General features: G+C 62.6%; 18 protein-coding genes and 2 riboswitches. Of the genes, 6 read left to right on the top strand and 12 right to left on the bottom strand.

What is annotated here, in order from left to right; translation table 11 throughout:
• The 5 genes from AB4Y87_RS25225 to AB4Y87_RS25205 all read right to left on the bottom strand — a co-directional run.
• Window positions 1–1,278, bottom strand: a 1,278-nt coding sequence (locus AB4Y87_RS25225) for an L-serine ammonia-lyase (protein ID WP_442006964.1), incomplete at its 3' end; no start/stop codon positions are given.
• Window positions 1,279–1,816: 538 nt separating this feature from the next.
• Window positions 1,817–2,203, bottom strand: a complete 387-nt coding sequence (gene gcvH, locus AB4Y87_RS25220) for a glycine cleavage system protein GcvH (protein ID WP_431118535.1) — start codon at window positions 2,201–2,203, stop codon at window positions 1,817–1,819.
• A gap of 571 nt (window positions 2,204–2,774) precedes the next feature.
• Entirely contained in the window at window positions 2,775–3,923 is a 1,149-nt protein-coding gene (gene gcvT, locus AB4Y87_RS25215) for a glycine cleavage system aminomethyltransferase GcvT (RefSeq protein WP_442006963.1), read from the bottom strand.
• A gap of 14 nt (window positions 3,924–3,937) precedes the next feature.
• Window positions 3,938–6,784 (bottom strand): aminomethyl-transferring glycine dehydrogenase, encoded by a 2,847-nt coding sequence (gcvP, locus tag AB4Y87_RS25210; RefSeq protein ID WP_442006962.1) that lies wholly within the window; start codon window positions 6,782–6,784, stop codon window positions 3,938–3,940.
• Between the two features lie 52 nt (window positions 6,785–6,836).
• A riboswitch (glycine riboswitch) is annotated at window positions 6,837–6,968 on the bottom strand.
• A riboswitch (glycine riboswitch) is annotated at window positions 6,969–7,066 on the bottom strand. It abuts the riboswitch before it with no gap.
• A 93-nt stretch (window positions 7,067–7,159) separates the two neighbouring features.
• Window positions 7,160–7,699, bottom strand: coding sequence for a TetR/AcrR family transcriptional regulator (locus AB4Y87_RS25205; protein ID WP_442006961.1), 540 nt, complete (start codon window positions 7,697–7,699; stop codon window positions 7,160–7,162).
• A 73-nt stretch (window positions 7,700–7,772) separates the two neighbouring features.
• Here AB4Y87_RS25205 and AB4Y87_RS25200 point away from each other — a divergent pair, with 73 nt between their 5' ends.
• A complete protein-coding gene (locus AB4Y87_RS25200; protein WP_442006960.1) occupies window positions 7,773–9,323 on the top strand; it encodes an MFS transporter in 1,551 nt (516 codons plus the stop codon).
• A gap of 12 nt (window positions 9,324–9,335) precedes the next feature.
• On the opposite strand, the gene AB4Y87_RS25195 is transcribed toward AB4Y87_RS25200, so the two are convergent.
• The gene (locus AB4Y87_RS25195) at window positions 9,336–9,986 is read right to left on the bottom strand and encodes a cyclodeaminase/cyclohydrolase family protein (RefSeq protein ID WP_442006959.1); all 651 of its coding nucleotides are present in this window, start codon (window positions 9,984–9,986) and stop codon (window positions 9,336–9,338) included.
• A 79-nt stretch (window positions 9,987–10,065) separates the two neighbouring features.
• Here AB4Y87_RS25195 and AB4Y87_RS25190 point away from each other — a divergent pair, with 79 nt between their 5' ends.
• The gene (locus tag AB4Y87_RS25190; RefSeq protein WP_442006958.1) at window positions 10,066–11,310 is read left to right on the top strand and encodes an amidohydrolase; all 1,245 of its coding nucleotides are present in this window, start codon (window positions 10,066–10,068) and stop codon (window positions 11,308–11,310) included.
• Window positions 11,311–11,377: 67 nt separating this feature from the next.
• Here AB4Y87_RS25190 and AB4Y87_RS25185 read toward each other — a convergent pair whose 3' ends face one another.
• A complete protein-coding gene (locus AB4Y87_RS25185) occupies window positions 11,378–11,599 on the bottom strand; it encodes a hypothetical protein (protein WP_442006957.1) in 222 nt (73 codons plus the stop codon).
• A gap of 74 nt (window positions 11,600–11,673) precedes the next feature.
• Window positions 11,674–12,663 carry an NAD(P)/FAD-dependent oxidoreductase gene (locus tag AB4Y87_RS25180; RefSeq protein WP_442006956.1) on the bottom strand — a complete coding sequence of 330 codons (990 nt, stop codon included), beginning with the start codon at window positions 12,661–12,663 and terminating at the stop codon, window positions 11,674–11,676.
• Window positions 12,664–12,810: 147 nt separating this feature from the next.
• On the opposite strand from AB4Y87_RS25180, the gene AB4Y87_RS25175 reads away from it, so the two are divergent.
• The 4 genes from AB4Y87_RS25175 to AB4Y87_RS25160 all read left to right on the top strand — a co-directional run bounded on the left by AB4Y87_RS25175 (window position 12,811) and on the right by AB4Y87_RS25160 (window position 17,128).
• Window positions 12,811–13,392, top strand: coding sequence for a helix-turn-helix domain-containing protein (locus AB4Y87_RS25175; protein WP_442006955.1), 582 nt, complete (start codon window positions 12,811–12,813; stop codon window positions 13,390–13,392).
• 125 nt (window positions 13,393–13,517) lie between these two features.
• Window positions 13,518–14,546 carry a nitrilase-related carbon-nitrogen hydrolase gene (locus AB4Y87_RS25170; RefSeq protein ID WP_442006954.1) on the top strand — a complete coding sequence of 343 codons (1,029 nt, stop codon included), beginning with the start codon at window positions 13,518–13,520 and terminating at the stop codon, window positions 14,544–14,546.
• Entirely contained in the window at window positions 14,543–15,568 is a 1,026-nt protein-coding gene (locus tag AB4Y87_RS25165) for an agmatine deiminase family protein (RefSeq protein WP_442006953.1), read from the top strand. Before AB4Y87_RS25170 ends, AB4Y87_RS25165 begins: the two co-directional genes overlap by 4 nt.
• A 12-nt stretch (window positions 15,569–15,580) precedes the next feature.
• Complete coding sequence (locus tag AB4Y87_RS25160) at window positions 15,581–17,128, top strand: APC family permease (protein ID WP_442006952.1); 1,548 nt, start codon at window positions 15,581–15,583, stop codon at window positions 17,126–17,128.
• A gap of 93 nt (window positions 17,129–17,221) precedes the next feature.
• On the opposite strand, the gene AB4Y87_RS25155 is transcribed toward AB4Y87_RS25160, so the two are convergent.
• The 4 genes from AB4Y87_RS25155 to AB4Y87_RS25140 form a co-directional block, all read right to left on the bottom strand.
• On the bottom strand, window positions 17,222–17,767 hold the full coding sequence (locus AB4Y87_RS25155) for an AMIN-like domain-containing (lipo)protein (protein WP_442006951.1): 546 nt from the start codon (window positions 17,765–17,767) through the stop codon (window positions 17,222–17,224).
• Between the two features lie 294 nt (window positions 17,768–18,061).
• Entirely contained in the window at window positions 18,062–18,364 is a 303-nt protein-coding gene (locus tag AB4Y87_RS25150) for a DUF4193 domain-containing protein (RefSeq protein WP_216926976.1), read from the bottom strand.
• 432 nt (window positions 18,365–18,796) lie between these two features.
• The gene (gene lhgO, locus AB4Y87_RS25145) at window positions 18,797–20,014 is read right to left on the bottom strand and encodes an L-2-hydroxyglutarate oxidase (RefSeq protein WP_442006950.1); all 1,218 of its coding nucleotides are present in this window, start codon (window positions 20,012–20,014) and stop codon (window positions 18,797–18,799) included.
• Between the two features lie 90 nt (window positions 20,015–20,104).
• Window positions 20,105–20,599 (bottom strand): DUF805 domain-containing protein, encoded by a 495-nt coding sequence (locus AB4Y87_RS25140; RefSeq protein ID WP_442006965.1) that lies wholly within the window; start codon window positions 20,597–20,599, stop codon window positions 20,105–20,107.
• Window positions 20,600–20,932 lie beyond the last annotated feature (333 nt).

Genomic DNA, 20,932 nt, shown 5'->3' with positions numbered 1-20,932 from the left:
CGCCATCTTCGCGGCGTTGATCGCCTTCGCCGCAGCGATCGCGTTCCGCTCAATACACGGAATCTGCACCAACCCTCCGATCGGATCACACGTGAGCCCCAGGTTGTGTTCCATCGCGATCTCCGCCGCGTTCTCCACCTGACCCGGCGTACCACCCATCACCTCAGCCAACCCGGCAGCAGCCATCGACGACGCCGAGCCCACCTCACCCTGGCAGCCCACCTCGGCCCCCGAAATGGACGCCTGCTCCTTGTACAACACACCCACCGCGCCCGCGGCGAGCAGGAACTTCACCACCACATCGTCCCTGTCCTTTTGGCTGGCCTGATCCATGCCCGGGGCATAGTTCAACGCGTAATACAACACCGCCGGAATGATCCCCGCCGCGCCGTTCGTCGGCGCCGTGACCACCCGCCCGCCCGTCGCATTCTCCTCATTAACGGCCAGGGCGATCAGGTTCACCCACTCCTGCCAATACTTCGGATCGTTGCGGTCCTTGTCTTCCTTCAACAACCGCTCCAACCAGTCAGGAGCACGACGRCGGACCTTCAACCCCCCGGGCAACACACCCTCACGCTTCAACGACGTCTCAACACACGCCTCCATCACGGACCAGATATGCAACAGACCCTCCCGGATCTCCTCCTCACTCCGTGACGCACGCTCGTTGATGAACATGATGTCGCTGATCCCCAGGCCCTTCGAGGAGCACCGGCCCAGCAACTCGGCAGCCGTCCGGAACGGCAACGGCAACTCCGCCTTCGTCTCCTCCAACTCCGCCCGCGCAGCGTCCTCCTCACCCTCCCGTACGATGAACCCGCCACCAACCGAAAAGAACGTCGCCTCCCGCAGAACATTCCCCGCGGCATCAGAGACGGCAAACTTCATCCCATTCGTATGCCGCGGCAACACCGTCAACGGATGCAGGACCATATCCTCCACCGCATACGGCAGCTCTACGCCTTCGCCGGAGGCACCGGCCAGATTCAGCACACCCGTCTCAGCGATCGACGCGAGCCGCTCCTCCACTTCCTCGGGCAGGATCAACTCCGGGTGGTAACCCTCGAGGCCCAGCAGCGTCGCAGTCATGGTCCCGTGCCCGCGGCCAGTCGCAGCCAAGGAGCCATACAGATCAACGCGCAACGACGCCACGGAGCCCAGGACACCAGCGTCCTTCAGCTCACCGGCAAACACTGCGGCAGCCCGCATCGGCCCCACAGTATGCGAACTCGACGGGCCAATACCCACAGTGAACAAATCGAAAACACCAACAGCCATGGTCGGGATTCCTTAACAAATCTTGAAAACGGTCCGCCAGATGGTCCTGGCGGATGGTCTCCCCCGCTTGTGGCGGAAAGCGACCGAACAACGACGCCGGGCGGCCCCTTGTGGCGGCAACCCGGCGTCGCGAATTATTTAGTTCATACAATCCCACGCTACGCCACAGTGGGCGCTGTGTGGGCCCATGGGGTCGACGCCCTCCGCGGGCTCCAGCGGCCATTTCGGGGCTCCGCTGCCAAACATGCCGTGCGCACGGCATCTCCGGCAGCGTACCCCCGAAACGGGCAAGGCAACCCCTCACCACCCGCCCAGAAACCGGCCCCTATGGAACCGGCGTCCGGCAGCGGGCGTCTAAGCGAGCATCCCAACCCCACGAAACGGTGGCACCTGAACGCTGGCCCCTTCGGGACCGGCGTCCGGCAGCGTGCGTCCAAGGGAGCGTCACGTCCGCCCAGCGGGCGTCTACGCGACCGAGCACGCAGAGGACGTCGGCCCCAACGGGCCCACCCGGCCAAGGACCCTTGGGCCAGAGCAGTTACGCCAGATCTCCGCCATTCTTGGAGGCGTACTCCTCGGCCGAGAGCAGCGGGCCCTCGGACTCAGCGGCGACCTTGAACAACCAGCCAGCACCATAGGGGTCGTTGTTGATCAGGGCCGGATCGCCCACGACGGCGTCGTTGATCTCGGTGACCTCACCAGTGACCGGCGAGTACAGGTCCGACACGCTCTTCGTGGACTCAACCTCGCCGCAGGTCTCGCCGGCGGTAACGGCGGAGCCAACCTCGGGCAGGTCAACGTACACGATGTCGCCCAGCGCGTCGGTGGCAACCTCGGAAATCCCGACGGACACCAGGTTCCCCTCCCCGCGGGAAACCCACTCGTGCTCGTCGGAGTACTGAAGTTCGGGCGCTACTTTGGGCATTCTGTTTCCTATTCTTTGGTTGATCAAAAACTATGGCTGTGTGTGCGGCAGTCTTGGCTGGGTTGGGGGCGTGGAACCGGGTTCCTCCGCGGGCTCGGTCGCGAGGACGCCCGCTGGGCGGACGTGCCGCTCCCTTGGACGCCCGCTCCCGGAACCCGCTCCCCCGCCGTCGGCCCGCCCTCCCTGGCGAGAACCCAAAACATACTTGGATCCGAACCATCGCGCGGAGCCAGCCTTGCGCCGTGGCGCCAAGTCGAACGGAGCCATGTCCTGCGGGCAAGGTGATCCAACCGAATCACCTTCGGCAGGTTGCCACTCCCCCAGCATTCAGCGGTTCGAGGGGCGCCAGAGTGGCCGCGCGTCCTGGTGATGTGCGCAGCCCCTTCGGGTCCGGTGACCGGCAGCATGCGTCTAAGAGAGCATCGCGTCCGCTCAGCGGGCGCCCTATTCGACGGGGGCCACGCCGTCCGGGTTCCCTGGCCGAGCTTGCGAGGCGAGGGGGACGGTGGGGAGCATGCAGAGGTCGCCGGCCCCGACGGGCCAAAAGGCGACCCGTCGGGACAACCCCCGCTTACTTCTGGCGCTTGTAGAACGGCAATGCGACCACTTCGAACGGCTCGCTCTTACCCCGCAGGTCGATGTCCAACGCAGTTCCAATTTCGGCATGCTCGACGTCGACGTAGGCCAGCGCTACCGGGTAACCAAGCGTCGGGCTGGGCTGGCCGGAGGTGACTTCGCCTACCACTGCGCCGTCTTTGAGGACCGGGTAGTGGCCTCGACCAGCGCGACGTCCCAGGCCCTTGAGACCCACGAGCTTACGTCCACTGGTGGAGCCGGCTCCGGCTGCTTTGAGGGCAGCGAGTGCGTCCTTGCCGACGAAGTCGCCTTCCTTGGAAATTGCGACGACGGGACCGAGCCCTGCCGCGAAGGGGTTGCCTTCGCGGGACAGCTCGTTGCCATAGAGCGGCATGCCGGCTTCCAGGCGCAGGGAGTCGCGGGAAGCCAGGCCTGCGGGGACGAGCTCGCCTTCTTCAGCGGCGTCGGTGATGGCCTGCCAGAGGTTAGCAGCGGAGTCGTTGGACACAAAGATCTCGAAGCCGTCTTCACCGGTGTAGCCGGTGCGGGCGAGCAACAGGTCCTGAGTGCCGCCGTCGAACGTGAACGGCACCTCAACTGCGGCGTAGTACTTCAGTTCGGTGACCAGGGCGTGCTGCTCTGCGGGCACAAGGCGGAGGAGAATGGCTTCCGCGCGCGGACCCTGGACGGCGATGAGCGACGTCTCGGAAGAGGCGTCCTCCACAACCACGTCAAAACCAGCCGCGCGCTCCAGCAGTGCCGCCGCCACAACCGCAGCGTTGCCCGCGTTGGGGACCACGAGGAACTTGTCCTGGCCTTCTTCGGGAGAGGGGCGACGGTACGTGATGAGGTCGTCGATGATGCCGCCGTCTTCCTGGCAGATCAGCGAGTACTTGGCTTTGCCCTCGGCCATGGCGGAAATTTTGCCTACCAGCGCATAGTCCAGGAACGCCGCCGCGTCCGGTCCGGTGACCCAGACTTCGCCCATGTGCGAGAGGTCGAACAAGCCAGCGGACTTGCGGACTGCGTGGTGCTCGGCCAACTCGGACGAGTACTTAAGTGGCATCTGCCAGCCGCCGAAGTCGGTGAAGGACGCGCCCAGTTTCTTGTGCTCTTCGTAGAGAGCGGTGTAGTTCTCAGTCATTTGCAGGGCGTCCTTTAGTTTTCAAAGGCTTCGATCGGCGGGCAGGAGCAGACCAGATTGCGGTCTCCTGCTGCACCGTCGATGCGGCCAACGGGCGGGAAGTACTTGTCCTGCTTGAGGTGGTGGACGGGGAACGCGGCCTGCTCACGCGGGTATGCGCGGTCCCAGTCAGAACTTACGACGGCGGCAGCCGTGTGGGGTGCCTTGCGCAGCGGCGAGCTCTCAACAGTGAAATCGCCGGTGGCGACTTGCTCGATTTCGGCGCGGATGGTGATCATGGCCTCGATGAAGCGGTCGATCTCCACGAGGTCCTCAGACTCTGTGGGCTCCACCATGAGGGTTCCGGCAACAGGGAACGCCAGGGTGGGAGCGTGGAAGCCGAAGTCGATGAGGCGCTTGGCAACATCTTCAGCTGTTACACCCGTGCGGGCAGTCAGTTCACGGAGGTCCAGGATGCATTCGTGGGCTACGAGCCCGCCCTCGCCGGTGTAGAGCACGGGGAAGTGCTCGTTGAGTCGGGAAGCGATGTAGTTCGCAGCCAGCAGCGCGGACTTGGTGGCTTCAGTGAGCCCCTGGCCACCCATGAGCTTCACGTAAGCCCAGGAAATCGGGAGCACGCCGGCCGAACCGAAGCGGGACGCCGAGATCGGGACGTCGTTGCCTTCGGTCCACGATGCAGCGTCACCTGGCATGAACGGTGCCAGGTGTGCCTTTGCCGCAACCGGGCCGACACCGGGTCCGCCACCACCGTGAGGGATGCAGAACGTCTTGTGCAGGTTCAGGTGGGAGACGTCGCCGCCGAACTTGCCGGGCTGCGCGAGCCCAACGAGCGCGTTGAGGTTGGCGCCATCGATGTAGACCTGGCCGCCGGCTTCGTGGATAGCGTCGCAGACTTCCCGGACGTCGGCGTCGTACACACCGTGCGTGGACGGGTAGGTGATCATGATGGCCGAGAGGGCGTCCCTGTGGGCTTCGATCTTGGCCTTGAGGTCAACGTGATCGATGGTGCCATCGGGAGCGGTGGCCACCACCACAACCTTCATACCGGCCAGAACTGCGGAAGCAGCATTGGTGCCGTGCGCAGAAGCAGGAATCAGGCACACGTTGCGCTGTTCGTCGCCGCGTGACAGGTGGTAACCACGGATAGCCAGAAGCCCGGCGAGCTCACCCTGCGAACCGGCGTTCGGCTGGATGGAGACCTGATCGTAGCCGGTGATCTCAGTCAGCTGGGACTCAAGATCGGTGATCAGTTCACGCCAACCCTGGGTTTGGGAATCCGGAGCGAACGGGTGGATCGAAGCGAACTCCGGCCAGGAGATTGCCTCCATCTCAGCCGTGGCGTTCAGCTTCATGGTGCAGGAACCCAACGGAATCATGGTGCGATCCAATGCCAGGTCACGGTCCGAGAGCTTACGGATGTAGCGCAGGAGCTGGGTTTCGGAGCGGTGCGTGTTGAACACCGGGTGCTGCATGAAGTCGCTCGAGCGCTCCACGGAAGATTCCAGCGCAAAGCCCTCAGCGGATTCAAGCACCTTAGCGCCGAAGACATCCAGGACGGCGCGAACAATCTCTGATGTAGTGGTCTCGTCAACAGAAATGCCCACCAGATCAGCGTCAATGCCGCGCAGGTTGATGCCCTTGGCCTCGGCAGCAGCTACAACCTCGTCCGCCTTGCCRGGAACGCGGACTGTGATGGTGTCAAAGAAGGACGCGTGAACGACCTCGACGCCGGCGGCCTTCAGTGACGCTGCAAGGGTGCGGGCGTGACCGTGGGCGGTTTCGGCGATTGCCTTCAGGCCTTCGGGGCCGTGGTAGACGGCGTACATGGAGGCGACGATGGCCAGCAACGCCTGCGCGGTACAGATGTTGGACGTGGCCTTCTCGCGGCGGATGTGCTGCTCGCGGGTCTGCAGCGCCAAGCGGTAGGCGGGGACACCGGCGTCGTCCTTGGAAACGCCCACCAGACGGCCCGGCATGGAACGCTCGAGACCCTTCTGGACGGCCATGTACGCGGCGTGCGGGCCACCGAAGAACAGCGGAACGCCGAGGCGCTGGGCGGAACCGACGGCGATGTCCGCACCCTGCTCGCCCGGAGGCGTGATGAGCGTCAGCGAGAGAAGGTCTGCTGCGACCGTGACCAGTGCACCGCGTTCCTTGGCGTCAGCGATGACCGCGGAGTGATCAAACACGCGGCCGGAAACGCCGGGCTGCTGCAGGACGACGCCGTTGATGACGCCCTCCGGGAGGCCGAGCGAAAGGTCGGCGACCTCAACTTCGAAACCGAGCGCCTCAGCGCGACCCTTCACGATAGCGATGGTCTGCGGGAGGCAGTCGGCGTCGAGGACGGTCTTCCCGTCATGGGCTGCCTTGTTCTTGTTGGCGCGGCGCATCATGAGCACGGCCTCTGCCACAGCTGTTGCTTCGTCCAGCAGGGAGGCGTTGGCGATCGGCAGGCCCACGAGGTCCTGGACCATGGTCTGGAAGTTCAACAGAGCTTCCAGGCGGCCCTGCGAGATTTCCGGCTGGTACGGCGTGTAGGCGGTGTACCAGGCCGGGGATTCGAGGATGTTCCTGCGGATAACCGGCGGCGTGACGGTGTCGTAGTAGCCCTGGCCGATCATCTGGACGGCAGTTTTGTTCTTGGACGCAAGCTTGCGCAGCTCAGCCAGCACCTCGACTTCGCTGAGCGCATTTTCGAGCGTGAGGGCAACGTCCTGGCGGATGTCGTTGGGAACGGCCGTATCAACCAGCGAATCAACGGTGTCGTAGCCGACCGTCTTGAGCATGGTGTCAATGTCGGCCTGGCGGCGGGCGCCAATGTGCCGATCGACGAAGGTGGTGGAGGCTGAACTAACCGTCACGAAGGAACTCCATTACTTGGGCGGCGTTTGGGTACGCCACAGTGGCTGGGTTCCTCCCCGCTCTGTATTGGACCTGAGAGTTTCCGCGTGTTGCTTGCACAACCATCGCTTGCACCGTCGGTGAGCACAGCATCTTTTCCGCGCCAAAGGACGCGGCAAAAGGCCTGCTACTTTCCAGAGTTGCCTCGCCGCGGCGGTGCGTGGGCCTGAGAGATTCCTGGGGAGGGTTTGCTCCTACGGCGCCCGCATCACTTGCTTGCAGGACTCTCCCGCCGCAGATCAAAGGCATATTCAATTGTTTGCGTGCCCCAGTAAAGGCGCACCACAAGGCTCAATTGTCCTACGTTGGGAGCGTCGCCGCAAATGGATGACCCGCTACTTGCGGAGCCGGTCCAGGACTCCCAGCAGGATCTCGACGTCGGCCTCCCGCCCGGCCTTGCCGCCTTCCCGGCCACCCTCGAACATGGCGTTGAAATACAGGCCGTCGCCCATGTAACTGACGGCCTTGGCAACCTCCGGACCAACATCCTCGGCCAGGACGTCCAACCACTGCTGCTGGATTCCGGCAAACCTGTGGCGGGTCTCCTCATGGGCAACTTCGGCCAGTCTCGTGGCAGCAACGAATGCCCGATCCATGGGAGTTCCGGCCCACAGTGAGGTCCGAATGAAGTAGGCAGCGCTGCCATCTGGCGCCGTCTTCATTTTTTCGATGTCTGCCTGGGCCAACTCATCCAAGCGCTCCAACAGAGCGCTGATCAGCGATTCCTTGTTGGGGAAGTGGTAAAGCAGTCCGCCCTTGGAGACCCCTGCCCGCTTGGCGACTGCGTCAAGCGTGGCAGCCCGCTCCCCCACTTCGATAAGGAGGGCTTCGTAGGCATCAAGGACTGCATCCCTGGCAACTGGCTTGCGTGGCATGACTACATCATTCCCTACGGGGTTGGCGGTGCTGAATTTGAAACTGTACCGTCTAGACGGTACAGTAACCTTTATGTTCACGCCGTCCTCAACCCAAGCGCCCCGCTCCACTCGTACCTTGACGGGTCAGGCAGCACCGTGGCGCGATTGGACGGCCCTGGCACTCCTGATGTTCCCGGTGCTGCTGGTGGCCGTCGATAACACCGCGCTCACGTTCGCCCTGCCGGCAATTGCCCGCTCCTTGGATGTGGGTGGCGTGCAGCTCCTATGGGTCATTGACGCCTACCCTCTCGTGTTGGCGGCGCTGCTGGTTTCCATGGGCAACCTCGGCGACAGGATCGGACGACGGCGGCTGCTGCTGATCGGCAGCACGGGCTTCGCCGCGGTTTCGGCTGCTACAGCATTCGCGCCTTCCGCGGAATGGCTGATTGCCGGCCGCGCCGCACTTGGCGTATTCGGCGCGATGTTGATGCCTTCAACGCTGTCCCTGATCCGGAACATCTTTGTTGATCCGAACCGTCGGCGGCTCGCGATCGCCGTATGGGCTGCCGGATTCTCTGGTGGCGCAGCCCTTGGCCCGATCTTTGGCGGCTGGCTGGTGGAACACTTCTGGTGGGGTGCGGTCTTCCTGGTAGCGACCTTCCTCCTCCTGCCCCTCCTCGCCTTCGGCAGGGTCCTCATTCCCGAATCCAAGGACGCCAACCCTGGCAGGGTGGACGTGCCCAGCATCGCGCTGTCCGTGATCACCATGGCTCCGTTCGTGTACGGCATCAAGGAATTCGCTGTTCACGGATTCGGGGCGTCGGCAGCGGCCTTCATGGTCTTCGGCCTGGTGATGGGCATTGTGTTTGTGCGTCGCCAGCGGCGGATCCAGAGCCCCATGCTGGACGTCTCTTTGTTCAAGAACAAGGTGTTCAGCACAGCGATAGTGGCCAACGTCCTGTCCTTGTTTTCCATGACGGGCTTCATCTACTTCTTCGCCCAGCACCTACAACTTGTTGAGGGCCAGTCCCCCATGGAAGCGGGCATCGCAATGATTCCGGCGCTCCTGGCAACGGTCATCGCCGGCCTGGTAGTGGTCCCGCTGGTAAAGCGCGTCCGGCCAGGATTCGTGGTGGCCGGCGGACTCACCCTCAGCGCGGCCGGCTATTTGGTGGTGGCCGTGGGTGACCACGGCAGCGGACCTGTGTTCCTGTTGTCAGCTTTGACTGTCCTCGCCGCTGGCGTAGGCGCAGCGGAAACCATTTCCAACGACCTCATCCTCGGCTCGGTGCCGGCCGACAAATCCGGAGCGGCGTCCGCGATCTCCGAAACCGGCTACGAGCTGGGTTCGCTCCTGGGAACAGCCGTGCTGGGCTCTATCCTCACTGCGTCCTACCAGCGCAACCTCGTCATCCCGGAGGGCCTGTCCATGCAAGCAGCCGGTAAATCGGGAGAAACCCTGGCGGGCGCAGTGGATGCTGCTGCGGCCCTACCCGCTCCGCTATCGGATGCCCTGACAGCCGCCGCCCGGGTAGCCTTCGAGTCCGGCGTCCACATCACTGCGGCGATTGGGCTGGTACTGATGGCTGGCGCGGCAGTCCTTGCCGCCGTCGTGCTCCGGCGGGTTCCCAAAGCGCAATAGGCGCCGCGGCAATCAGTGGCCGTCCGTAGGTGCAGCCTTGCCATCTACGGCGGCCACCAACTGGTCAATCCGGTCCAGGGCTTCGCTGAGCCGCCCCACCGTTGCCCACAATTCAGGGTGCTTTTCCTTGATCTCATCAAGCGTGGCGCCTGCGGATCTGAGCGACGCGAGATCAAAGCTCACGTTGGTGCGGGCTCCTGCGATGGCGGCCCTGAGGGCCCCAAACCCCACCACCACGTCAGCGATGAGCGCCGGATTCCCGTTGGCAGCCAACCATCCCAGGTCTTCTATGGCTTCGATGGCGTGGTCTCCGAGGACCGCGGAGGCCTTGGCAGCATCGACGGATGCACGGTGGATTGCTTGCTCCCTTTCCGGGCCAGGATCAAGCCGAAAGGCCGCACCGAAAGCCTTCGACGCCGTTGCGTCGTCGTCAGCCAACTTCAGGGCGGTCTCGCGGAGAGAGCGGGCCCGCGCGTGCAGATCGGCCAACTGCTGCCCGGGCGCCTCCGTATAACCAGCAACCATGGACGTTAGGGATGCTGCGATGGCCAGCATCACGCCGGTTCCTGCGCCTCCGCCGGGCGATCCGCTGGACTCTGCCAGAGCCTTGGTCCAATCCTCAACAGTTGAACGTTGGGTAGTGATCTCTTGTGAAGATTCCATGCAACCCAGTTTGCCCCTCTGGTGACATCGATACACTGGCCAGACCCTGCGGCGTTCGACCTGTTAAGGAAAATTCCCCATGAGCATTGACCTTGAAGCCCTCTACCGTGACCTCCACTCGAACCCGGAGCTTTCCTTTCAAGAACTCAGGACAGCCGGGATTATCAGCGGACACCTCGAGGACTTGGGGCTGCTGGTTCACCGCAACGTCGGGAAGACGGGGGTCGTAGGAGTCCTGGACAATGGCCCCGGCTCTGTAGTGATGCTTCGCGCCGATATGGACGCGTTGCCGGTCAAAGAGGCCACGGGGCTGGACTACGCAAGTACGGCAGTCGGCGTCGATCATGAAGGCCGTGAGGTGCCGGTCATGCATGCCTGCGGGCACGACGTGCACGTCAGCTGCCTCCTCGGAGCAGTGGAAACGCTGGCCGTAAGGCGGCAGGACTGGCAGGGCACGCTGATCGCCGTGTTCCAGCCGGCGGAAGAATGGGGCGGCGGAGCCCAAGCCATGGTCACCGATGGACTCTTTGACCTCGTTCCAAAACCCGACGTGGTCCTGGGCCAACACGTGGCGCCCTTTCCTGCCGGATGGTTCGGCATCCGTCCCGGCGTCGCCATGGCCTCAGCCGATTCCCTCAACGTGACCTTGCATGGGCGCGGCGGCCACGGCTCCCGGCCTGAAACCACCATTGATCCAGTGCTCATGGCAGCGGCAACCACCATGCGCCTGCAGGGAGTGGTGTCCCGGGAACTCGCCGCCAGCGATTCCGCGGTAGTTACTGTTGGGCAAATCCATTCGGGAACAAAGAACAACATCATCCCCGAGACCGCAACCCTTGGCCTCAGCATCCGATCCTTCAGCGAGCCCACGCGGGAGAAAGTCCTGAACTCGATCGAGCGCATCATTCGAAGTGAAGCTGCTGCCTCAGGCTCCCTCAAGGAACCCGACTTCCACTATGAGGAGCGCTTCCCCATGACGGTCAATGATGAATCGGCCGCGGGAAGGATCGCTTCAGCGTTTCGCGATAGGTTCGGCGCGGCGAGGATCATGGACCCCGGCCCCGTCTCAGGCAGTGAAGACGTCGGGGAACTCGCGACGGCGGCCGGCGCACCACTCGTCTTTTGGTTCCTGGGCGGGATCGAGGCCACCCACTTCAAGGATTGGGCGACGACGGGCCGCCTCCCCGAGGACGTTCCCTCGAACCATTCGCCCTACTTTGCCCCGATCATCCAGCCAACACTGACCCTAGGCACGGAAGCACTGGTTACTGCTGCCCTCGAATTCCTGGACGCTCCGAAGCAGGCAGCAGGAAACCCCGTTTAACGGACAATTCACCGCCGCGCGCGGTGGTGAATTGTCCGTTGTACGGGGTCTTTGCCGAGACCGACGCCTAGACCTTTTCGCGGATGCGGTCGATCTTCGGTTCTGAAACCTCAAATTCCCTGCGACGACGAGCCAGGAAAGTCCACAACGTTCCTTCTGTCTGCGGGCTCTTCTCAGCAGGGGCCTCAGGTGCCTGATCCTTGCTTGTCTCAGGCTTGTGCATCTCGGGCGTGCGCACGGAGTCCTTCTTCGTACGCCTCTCATAGCCCTCATAGTACGAGTAGCACATACCCAACCTCCTTAGTGGCTGTTCTTTAATCGTCCTCGCACCTGGACCGTAAGTCGACTGCTAATTAATGCAACTCACGGTGAAACAAGGCCTTCAGCGCGGCTGGCCGCTGCCGCTACCGCCAGCCTGGTTTCAGCCATCATGAGATCCGCGTTGATGACTGCACCGGACATGTTTCCTGCTGCCGCAGCGGCCACTACCTGCCCGGTGAGATCGGTAACGTTGCCGGCGACCCAAACGCCGGGCACTGAAGTGGCTCCTCCTGGCGCAGCCGCTTCAAAATGAAGTCCCACTCCCTGGGGGTGTTCCACGGGCACAATTCCGAGGGATTCGAGCAGCCTGGATCGCGCCTCCATCCGCGGACCAACCACCACCGCCTCAACTGGTATCACCGTTCCGGATTGCAGGACGACGCCACTCAGGGCATCGTCCGTAACTTCCAATGACTCAACCTTGCCCTCGACCACGCCGATGGATCTGGCCGCCAGTTGAACCCACTGCTCTTCAGTGGGTTCAACGACGTCGTTCAGGAACAGCGTGATGTTGGGGCTCCACTGCCGGAACAACAAGGTCTGGTGCAAAGCCATTGGTACGGACCCCAGGATGCCGATTGCTTTGTTCCGCACTTCCCAACCATGGCAGTACGGGCAGTGCAGGACATCCTTGCCCCAGCGCTCCCGGATACCCTTCACGTCGGGAAGAATGTCGGTCAAGCCCGAGGTCACCAGTATCCGACGCGCCCCGACAGTCCGCCCGTCTGCCAGGTCCACTTCAAAGGCGGGTTCGGAAGCGTTGGTGGGATCCGGCGTCGAACGCGCCGCCACAGCCAGGCCCGAAACGATGTGGCCGCCGTAGTGCAAAACTTCAGCGCGGCCCAGAGCCAAGAGTTCCTGCGGGCTGAGACCGTCCCGGGAAAGGAAGCCGTGCACTCCTGCGGCAGGGGCGTTCCGTGGATCCCCGGCGTCGATGACCAGCACGGACCGCAACGCCCTACCCAGCGTGACGGCGGCACTTAACCCAGCTGCGCCACCTCCCACAATGACGACGTCGTACTGTTGTTCCATTTTTGCCTCCTGTTTTGTTGCGAGGCGTGCTCTGCGCGTTATTTCCAAGTTTGGGGCGCAAAGCTGGCCTCACAACGGTCTGCTTCAATGCTCAACCGGAGACTCCGAAAGCAGCAACAAATTTTGCCAGTATGGCAAAATTGAGCGATGACCCAGGATTTCAGCAAAATGCTCGACGCCGTCGGCCCTCGCCTGCGAGCGCTGCGGACCCAACGCAATGTGACCCTGGCGGAGGCCGCAGCAGCCACAGGCATTTCGGTCAGCACGCTCTCCAGGTTGGAGTCGGGGCAACGGAAGCCCACGCTCGAACTACTCCTGCCCATTGCCCGCTTTCATCAAATTCCCCTTGAAGAACTCATCGACGCCCCGGAAACCGGTGATCCGCGGATTCACCTCAAGCCGCACGTGCACGAGTGGGGCACAGCCGTGCCGCTGACGCGACGAGCAGGGGGAATCCAGGCGTTCAAGATGGTGCTGCCGGGCGGCACGGGGAAGGAAGTTCCCGATCCCCAATCGCATGAGGGCTACGACTGGATGTACATCCTTAACGGCAAACTCCGGCTTGTCCTGGGCGAGAACGACTTCATCCTCAAGGCCGGTGAGGCGGCGGAGTTCGATACGCGGACGCCGCACTGGTTTGCCAGCGCCACTAAGGAGCCGGTGGAGCTCCTTACCCTCTTTGGGCAGCAGGGTGAGCGCATGCACGTCAGGGCGCGGCCGAAGCGCTAGGCGCCGCGAATCCGCGGGAAATGAAGGGAATTCATTTTTGCCTCTTGCATCCAGCCGTGAGTACCGCCATACTAAATGAACGCTATTCATTTAGTGACTGTCGTCTCACCGGAGTACATGCCCCCATGATTGAAATTACCCGCCTCGAAGCCCCGACTTCCCTGGCCCGCACCGAGCCGTCCACCCGCACCCCGCTGCGGGTCGGCGTCGTTCAGCACCGCTGGCACGCTGATGAAGCAGTCCTGCATGCCGAACTGAACGAGGGAATCGAACGTTCAGCCAAGCTGGGAGCCAGTGTTGTTTTCCTGCCTGAACTGACCCTCTCCCGCTACCCTGCAGACACCCGGCCGGAGAACAACCCGGCCGCAGGTATCCGCCCTTCAGACATCACCGAAGACCTGCTCACGGGCCCCACGTTCACGTTCGCCGCAGCGGCCGCCAGGACATACGGCGTCTCGGTGCACGCATCGCTCTACCAGCGTGCTGAAAACCCGGACGGCACGGACGACGGCTTGGGTCTCAACACAGCCATCCTCGTCTCCCCCGCTGGCGAGCTCGTGGCCCGCACCCACAAGCTGCACATCCCCGTCACGGCCGGCTACTATGAGGACAAGTTCTTCCGCAAGGGCCCTGCCGCCGAAGATGCCTATGCGGTCCACGCTCCTGCAGAACTCGGCGGCGCGCGCCTGGGCATGCCCACCTGCTGGGATGAATGGTTCCCCGAGCTCGCCCGTATGTACTCCCTGGGCGGTGCCGAAATCCTGGTCTACCCCACTGCCATTGGTTCCGAACCTGACCACCCCGACTTCGATACCCAACCGCTGTGGCAGCAGGTCATCGTGGGCAACGGCATCGCCAACGGCCTGTTCATGATTGCCCCCAACCGCTACGGCAGCGAGGGCACACTGAACTTCTATGGTTCGTCCTTCATCTCCGATCCCTACGGCCGCATCCTGGTCCAGGCACCCCGCGACGAATCCGCCGTCCTGGTGGCCGATCTCGACCTGGACCAGCGCAAGGATTGGCTCACGCTCTTCCCGTTCCTGGCCACCCGCCGCCCGGAAACGTACGGCCGCCTCACCGAGCCAGTGAACCCCAACGCCCCACTCGGCTCCACAGCCGAGGCCACGCCGTATCAGGCCGTGTCCGCATGAGCGCCTGGCGCATGCCATCCGAGACCGCTCCCCAGGATCGCGTCTGGATGGCCTTCCCCACTGGTGGCTACACCTTGGGCGACACGGAGGAAGAGGCCCACGCAGCGCGGTCCACGTGGGCTGCCGTTGCCAACGCCATCCTTGAGTTCGAGCCGGTCACCATGGTGGTACACCCGGACGACGTCGACACCGCCGCGCGTTACCTGGATCCTCGCGTCGAGGTACTGACCGCTGAACTCAACGATGCCTGGATGCGCGACATCGGGCCGTCCTTCGTGCTTGATGCCAACAAGCAGCTGGGTGCCGTGGACTGGATCTTCAACGGTTGGGGTGGCCAGGATTGGGCCACATGGGACAAGGATTCGCTCATCGCAGCGGAGATCAGCGCTCGCGCCGATGCCCACCACATCCCGTCAGGCATCGTCAACGAGGGTGGCGGCATCCAGGTTGACGGCGAAGGCACAGTCCTGGTGACCGAGACCGTACAGCTTGACCAAGGCCGCAACCCGGGCCTGACCAAGGCGGACATCGAAGGGGAACTGGCCCGCACCATCGGCGCCACCCATGTGATCTGGCTGCCCCGCGGCCTCACCCGTGACTCCGAGAAATTCGGCACCCGCGGCCACGTGGACATTGTGGCAGCGATCCCGAGCCCCGGCACGCTGCTGGTCCACTCCCAGCAGAACCCCGAACACCCGGACTACACCGTCTCCCGGGAAATCATCGACTTCCTGCGCACCACCCATGACGCAGCAGGCCGGGACTGGAACATCATCGAAGTTCCCGCCCCGGAAACCCTCACCGACGACGAAGGGTATGTGGACTACAGCTACATCAACCACCTCGTGGTCAACGGAGGGGTCATCGCATGCAGTTTCAATGACCCCATGGACGAGAAAGCACTCCGCATCCTCGCCGACGCCTACCCCGGACGCCGCGTAGTCAGTGTTGACGCGCGGGAACTCTTTGCCCGGGGCGGCGGTATCCACTGCATTACGCAGCAACAGCCTACGGCCATCTAGAAAGGGCCTTTCATGAGCCAGACAATCCGTAGCACGGCCGCAGGCAGCAGCCCGGCCGACAAGTCGCACGAGATCAGCGGCAAGGGACTGAAGACGGGGCAGTTGGGGCTCCTCGCCGTCGTCGTTCTTGGCATTTCAACCATCGCCCCGGCGTATACGCTTACCAGCGCGCTCGGTCCGACTGTCAACGAAGCCGGGCTGCAACTGCCCGTGATCTTCCTTATCGGGTTCATTCCGATGATCCTTGTGTCACTGGCATACCGGGAACTCAACGCAGACTCCCCGGACAGCGGCACCACCTTCACGTGGGTCACGAAAGCTTTTGGTCCGTGGGTGGGCTGGATGGGTGGCTGGGGCCTGCTCGCAGCCAACATCATCGTCCTGTCCAACCTGGCAGGCGTCGCAGTGGACTTCTTCTACCTCTTCCTGGCACAGGTTACCAGCTCCCCCGAGCTCGCCGACCTCGCCTCGAACAAGGTACTGAACGTTGCCACCTGCTTCGTCTTCGTTGCCTTGGCCGTGTGGGTGAGCTACCGCGGCCTGCACACCACCAAGATCGTCCAGTACGGGCTGGTGGGCTTCCAGCTGCTGGTCCTTGGCCTCTTCGTGGCCATGGCGTTCGCCAACTGGTCCACCTCCGAGACCGCCATTCCGTTCAGCTGGGACTGGTTCGATGTCACCAAGATCGAGACCTTCGGCCAGATCGCGGCCGGCATCTCCCTGTCGATCTTCGTTTACTGGGGCTGGGATGTCTGCCTCACAGTGAACGAGGAAACCGCCAACGGAAAGAAGACCGCCGGCCTCGCAGGCACCCTGACCGCTGTCATCGTGCTGGGCATCTACCTCCTGGTCACCATCGCCACCATGATGTTCGCAGGCGTTGGGGACACGGGAGTCGGCCTGAACAACGAGGAAAACAGCGCCAACGTGTTCACGGCCCTCGCTTCACCGGTTATGGGTCCGTTCGCGATCCTCATGTCCCTCGCAGTCCTCTCGAGCTCGGCCGCATCACTTCAGTCCACGTTCACTTCACCATCGCGCAGCCTGCTGGCCATGGCACACTATGGCGCCCTGCCCGAGCGCTTCGCCCACATGAGCAAGAAGTTCTCGACGCCGGGCTTCGCCACCGTCGCGGCCGGCGTCCTGTCCGCGGGCTTCTACGCCGTGATGCACGTGATCAGTGAAAACGTCCTCAACGACACCATCCTGGCACTGGGCTTGATGATCTGCTTCTACTACGGGCTCACGGCCATCGCGTGTGTCTGGTACTTCCGGAACAGCGTGTTCTCCAGCGCCCGGAACTTCTTCCTTCGTCTCTTCTGCCCCCTGCTGGGCGGGGTCGGCCTGTTCGTTGTCTTCCTGCAGACCGCAGTGGACAGCTGGGCACCGGAGTTTGGAAGTGGCTCGGAAATCTTCGGAGTGGGGCTCGTGTTCGTGCTCGGCATCGGAATCCTTGCCCTGGGTGCCGTGTTCATGCTGATCATGGCCCGCGTCCGCCCCGGCTTCTTCCGCGGAGAGACCATCCGCAAGGACACCCCCGCCTTGGTGGTGCCGGAGTAGCTCTTCCCGGGAAATCGTTGGAAAGCTGCCAGTTCGCCGGAATTGTCCGGACGAACTGGCAGCTTTCGTAGGTTTTGGCGGATTTCCCTCAGTTCACCAACGGTGGGCGACGTCCACCACAAGGCGCGAACCGCCGTCGGGCCCGTCCAAAGTGAAGACGCGGAACGGAAGCCGGGCACGGACACCCAAACCGATGCTCGTGTAGCCTTCGAAGCTGCCCGCGTAAACCACCTGACGGAACGTCTCATACCCGGAAACGTCGGACAACTCAGCCTTTGCAGCCGGAGCGTACGTCAGTTGGCCGTTCTGGTCGTACGACGGCGCTGTCACTACCACTTGCAGGTCAGCATCCCCGAGCACGGGGATTGGATAGCCGCTGGCATCCTGAACCACAACCGGGACATACTGCACTGAATAGCCGGCCACCTTGCCGGTCATATCGATCACCAAGCGGTCGTAACAGGGCTGCTGGCCCGTACGGACGCTGGTGACGTTGGCGGCGCTCATGTCGGGGTCGGCCTTGGCCAGCGAGCCCCACATGATCCCGCAATATGGTGATGCCGAGGCTGGCCCCGGTGCCACCAGACCGAGTCCGGCAGCTGCAAGGACTGCTGCCAAACCCGCTCCAAATTTCCTCATTTTTTGTGCCCCCTTCAGGCGAAGTTGATACTTCAACAGTAGGAGTGCGTTGGGTGGTTTGGATGGGTTGTGGCCGCTTCGGCGCACAACCGTTAAAACGACTCCGGGGTGGTCACAGGAGAGTCATGGAAGGGGACATTTACGCCGGTTCAGGGACTGTATTGAGGGTCTTCATGCACAGGTTCGTAATCGAAGATAACGACACCTGGGCGTTACAAAGAGCTGCGGATACGCAAAAGCCCCATCCGACCATTCACTGGCCTGACGGGGCACGAACGTTTTGCGGTGCCTGAGTTAGCCTTCGCAGTCCTTGCAGTACTTAAGGCCGTTCTTTTCCAGGGCAACCTGGGACCGGTGGCGGACCAGGAAGCAGGAAGAACACGTGAATTCATCAGACTGTTCAGGTACCACCACAACGGTCAGTTCTTCACCGGAAAGATCGGCGCCCGGGAGGTCGATGCCTTCCGCGGTATCGTTTTCGTCGATGTCGATGACTGCAGTCTGGGCACCGGTGCCGCGGGACGCCTGAAGAGCCTCAAGCGAGTCCGCGGGAGTCTCTTCTTCTGTCTTGCGGGGTGCGTCGTAATCAGTAGCCATTGGGTTCGCTTTCGTTGCTGCATAGTGCCATTTCAGGCACCTCAGTGAAGCAGTTTAGGGCATAGCATCCGCGTTAAACGAAAAGTGTGCCCAAAACAACATTCAGCAGCTTTCAAGCCAACCTTTAGGGGTTACGGCGGGTCATTCCCGAGTGGGATTGAATGGCCTGCGCACTGGCGACTGTAACCCCGCTAAGGGCCGGTAACCACGTCCAATCGACAGACCGGCCGTGAGCCGGTGAGCCGGCGGCTTCGTTTGCCGGTTCCACACAATCCAGGACGTAGGCGGCCTCAATCCATTGGCCGATCTTGGAGCCAATCTTCGCGCTCTGTTTAGCCAACCAGGATGCATTCATGCGGCAAAGGTATCCAGCCGGCATGTGGGGCCGGTTTCTGCAGCGTCACGGGCTTGTTAACTTACCTCTTGCTGGGCTTAGTCCTGCAGAGCCTGCTGCACGATGTACTCCGCGATCGCCATCGACGACGTAGCCCCCGGCGACGGTGCATTCCGCACCAAAACCGTGTCCCGGCGTCGGGAAATCACAAAATCATCCACCAGGGAACCGTCAGCGTTCATGGCCTGTGCACGGACGCCCCGCGTGCCGGGAAGAATAGTGGCACCCTCCAACGACGGAACAAAGCGCACGGCCTCCTTAATGAACTTCTTCCTGCTGACAACAGTCTGGAATTCGCGGACCGCCGACGGCATATTCTGGCGGGCAAAATTCCAGAAGCCTGGAAACAGCGTGTAATTCAGGACGTCGCGCACATCGACGTCCTTCCAGGAATAGGCCTCGCGTCCGAAGGAGATGAATGCGTTGGGGCCCAGCATCATTTCGCCGTCGATCCTTTTGGTCAAGTGCACGCCAAGGAACGGATGCTTGGGGTCCGGCACTGGATAAATCAAGCCCCGGACTTTTGCGCGGGTTTCCTTCCCGAGGAGGAAGTACTGCCCAAAGAAGGGAACGATGCGCGGTGTTGCAGGCTCTCCAGTCGCTTTGGCCAGCCTGTCCGATTGAAGCCCGGCGCACGCCACCACAAGATCGTAGTGTTCGCCTCCATCCTTCGTGTGGACCACGACGCCACTCCCCTGCTGTTCCAGCGCGGTGACTTCCTGCCCAAGCCGGATCTGCCCGCCTGTGGCACGGACGTCGTCGGCGAGCGCATTCGTGATGGCCGTGTAGTCCACGATCGCCGTTTCCGGGGAGTGCAAAGCAGAAAGCCCGACGGCGTTCGGCTCCACCTCGTGTATTTGGTCGCCGCGCAGCATGCGTGCGCCCGGCACCCCATTGGCCGTTGCCCGCGCGAAGATGTTCTCCAGTCGCTTCGATTCTTCGGGGGTCTGGGCGATCACCAACTTCCCGCAGGCCTCGTACGGCAGATCTTTGGCGGCGCAGAATTCCTGAAGCAGGGCAACTCCCCGGCGGCACAACGTTGCTTTCAGCCCGCCGGGCTCGTAATACAGGCCTGCGTGGACTACGCCGGAGTTGTGGCCGGTTTGGTGCTTGGCGAGCTGGTCTTCCTTCTCGTAAACAGTGACTTGGACGCCGTCGAGTTTGTTCGCCAATTCCCGGGCCACAGCCACACCGATGATCCCGCCGCCAATGACAGCGCAGCGTTTGATGTTCTTCGGCGTTGCTTTCGTGGACATGGGAACTCCTCGTCGTTGGGGACCTCTGCCTTGGGGAATGAAAAGGGGCGGCACTTGACGTGCCGCCCCTTTTACATAGTGCCTGAATTGCTAGAAACCGCTGGGCTGGTCGAAGCGCTGGCCTGCCGGATTGGACGGCAGGAGCGAGAGAACCAGAACGGCAAGTCCACCCACGAACGGAATGAGGCCGAGCAGGGCGAGCCAGCCGCTGAAGTTGCCGTCATGCAGACGACGAACCAGCAACGAAATGGACGGAATGAGGACCGCCAGGTAGAACGCAAAGATCAAGATAAGTCCTACAACTGCGCCCGGGCCGGGAACTGCCGTTCCGTTTGCTGAGGTGGTAGAACCTGCTGCCCCAAGAATGCCGGTAAGGAGTTGCAGGACGAGGCCGATGACACCCAAAGCGAGGGCCACCCACCAGTATTCGCTGCGGCTGGCACGGCCCGTGAAGGCCGTGTACTTCTTGAAGAAACGCTTTACGGCGGCGCCAATGGGTGCGCCATAGTAGGGAGCCCACAGCGGCGGTTCGCCGGCCTGTGCGCCATACGGCTGGGTGTGTTGCGGCTGTTGCTGGTAGCTCAAGGTAGTTCCCCCGGGGTTAGGCGTGAATGATGCAATGAGACCAAACTCAGTGATGAGTCGTTGCTCATCGTAGTGCTCTCCGCGGTATTTATGCAGGTCAATGGACAAAATTAATCCGGATTTAGTCCGTTGAAGGATTATGTCGCCCCAATCCTTCTCTCACATACCAACCCTTTTAACCCAATTGCGCTCGTCAAGTTTTTGAGACAGTTCTCGTTGTTGTTGGTTAGGCGGCCAGGGGTTCCTGGGCGCTGGTGTGGTGGTTTGCGTGGGCTGTGGCTGGTGGGACGCCGCCGGCGCGGCGGTTTGGTCGGCGGCGGTTGTACCAGCCCT

The organism is Paenarthrobacter sp. RAF54_2 (assembly GCF_052113945.1).
GTDB lineage: Bacteria > Actinomycetota > Actinomycetes > Actinomycetales > Micrococcaceae > Arthrobacter.
Note: the sequence above shows the minus strand (reverse complement) of the source record. Positions and strands in the feature narration are given on the sequence as shown.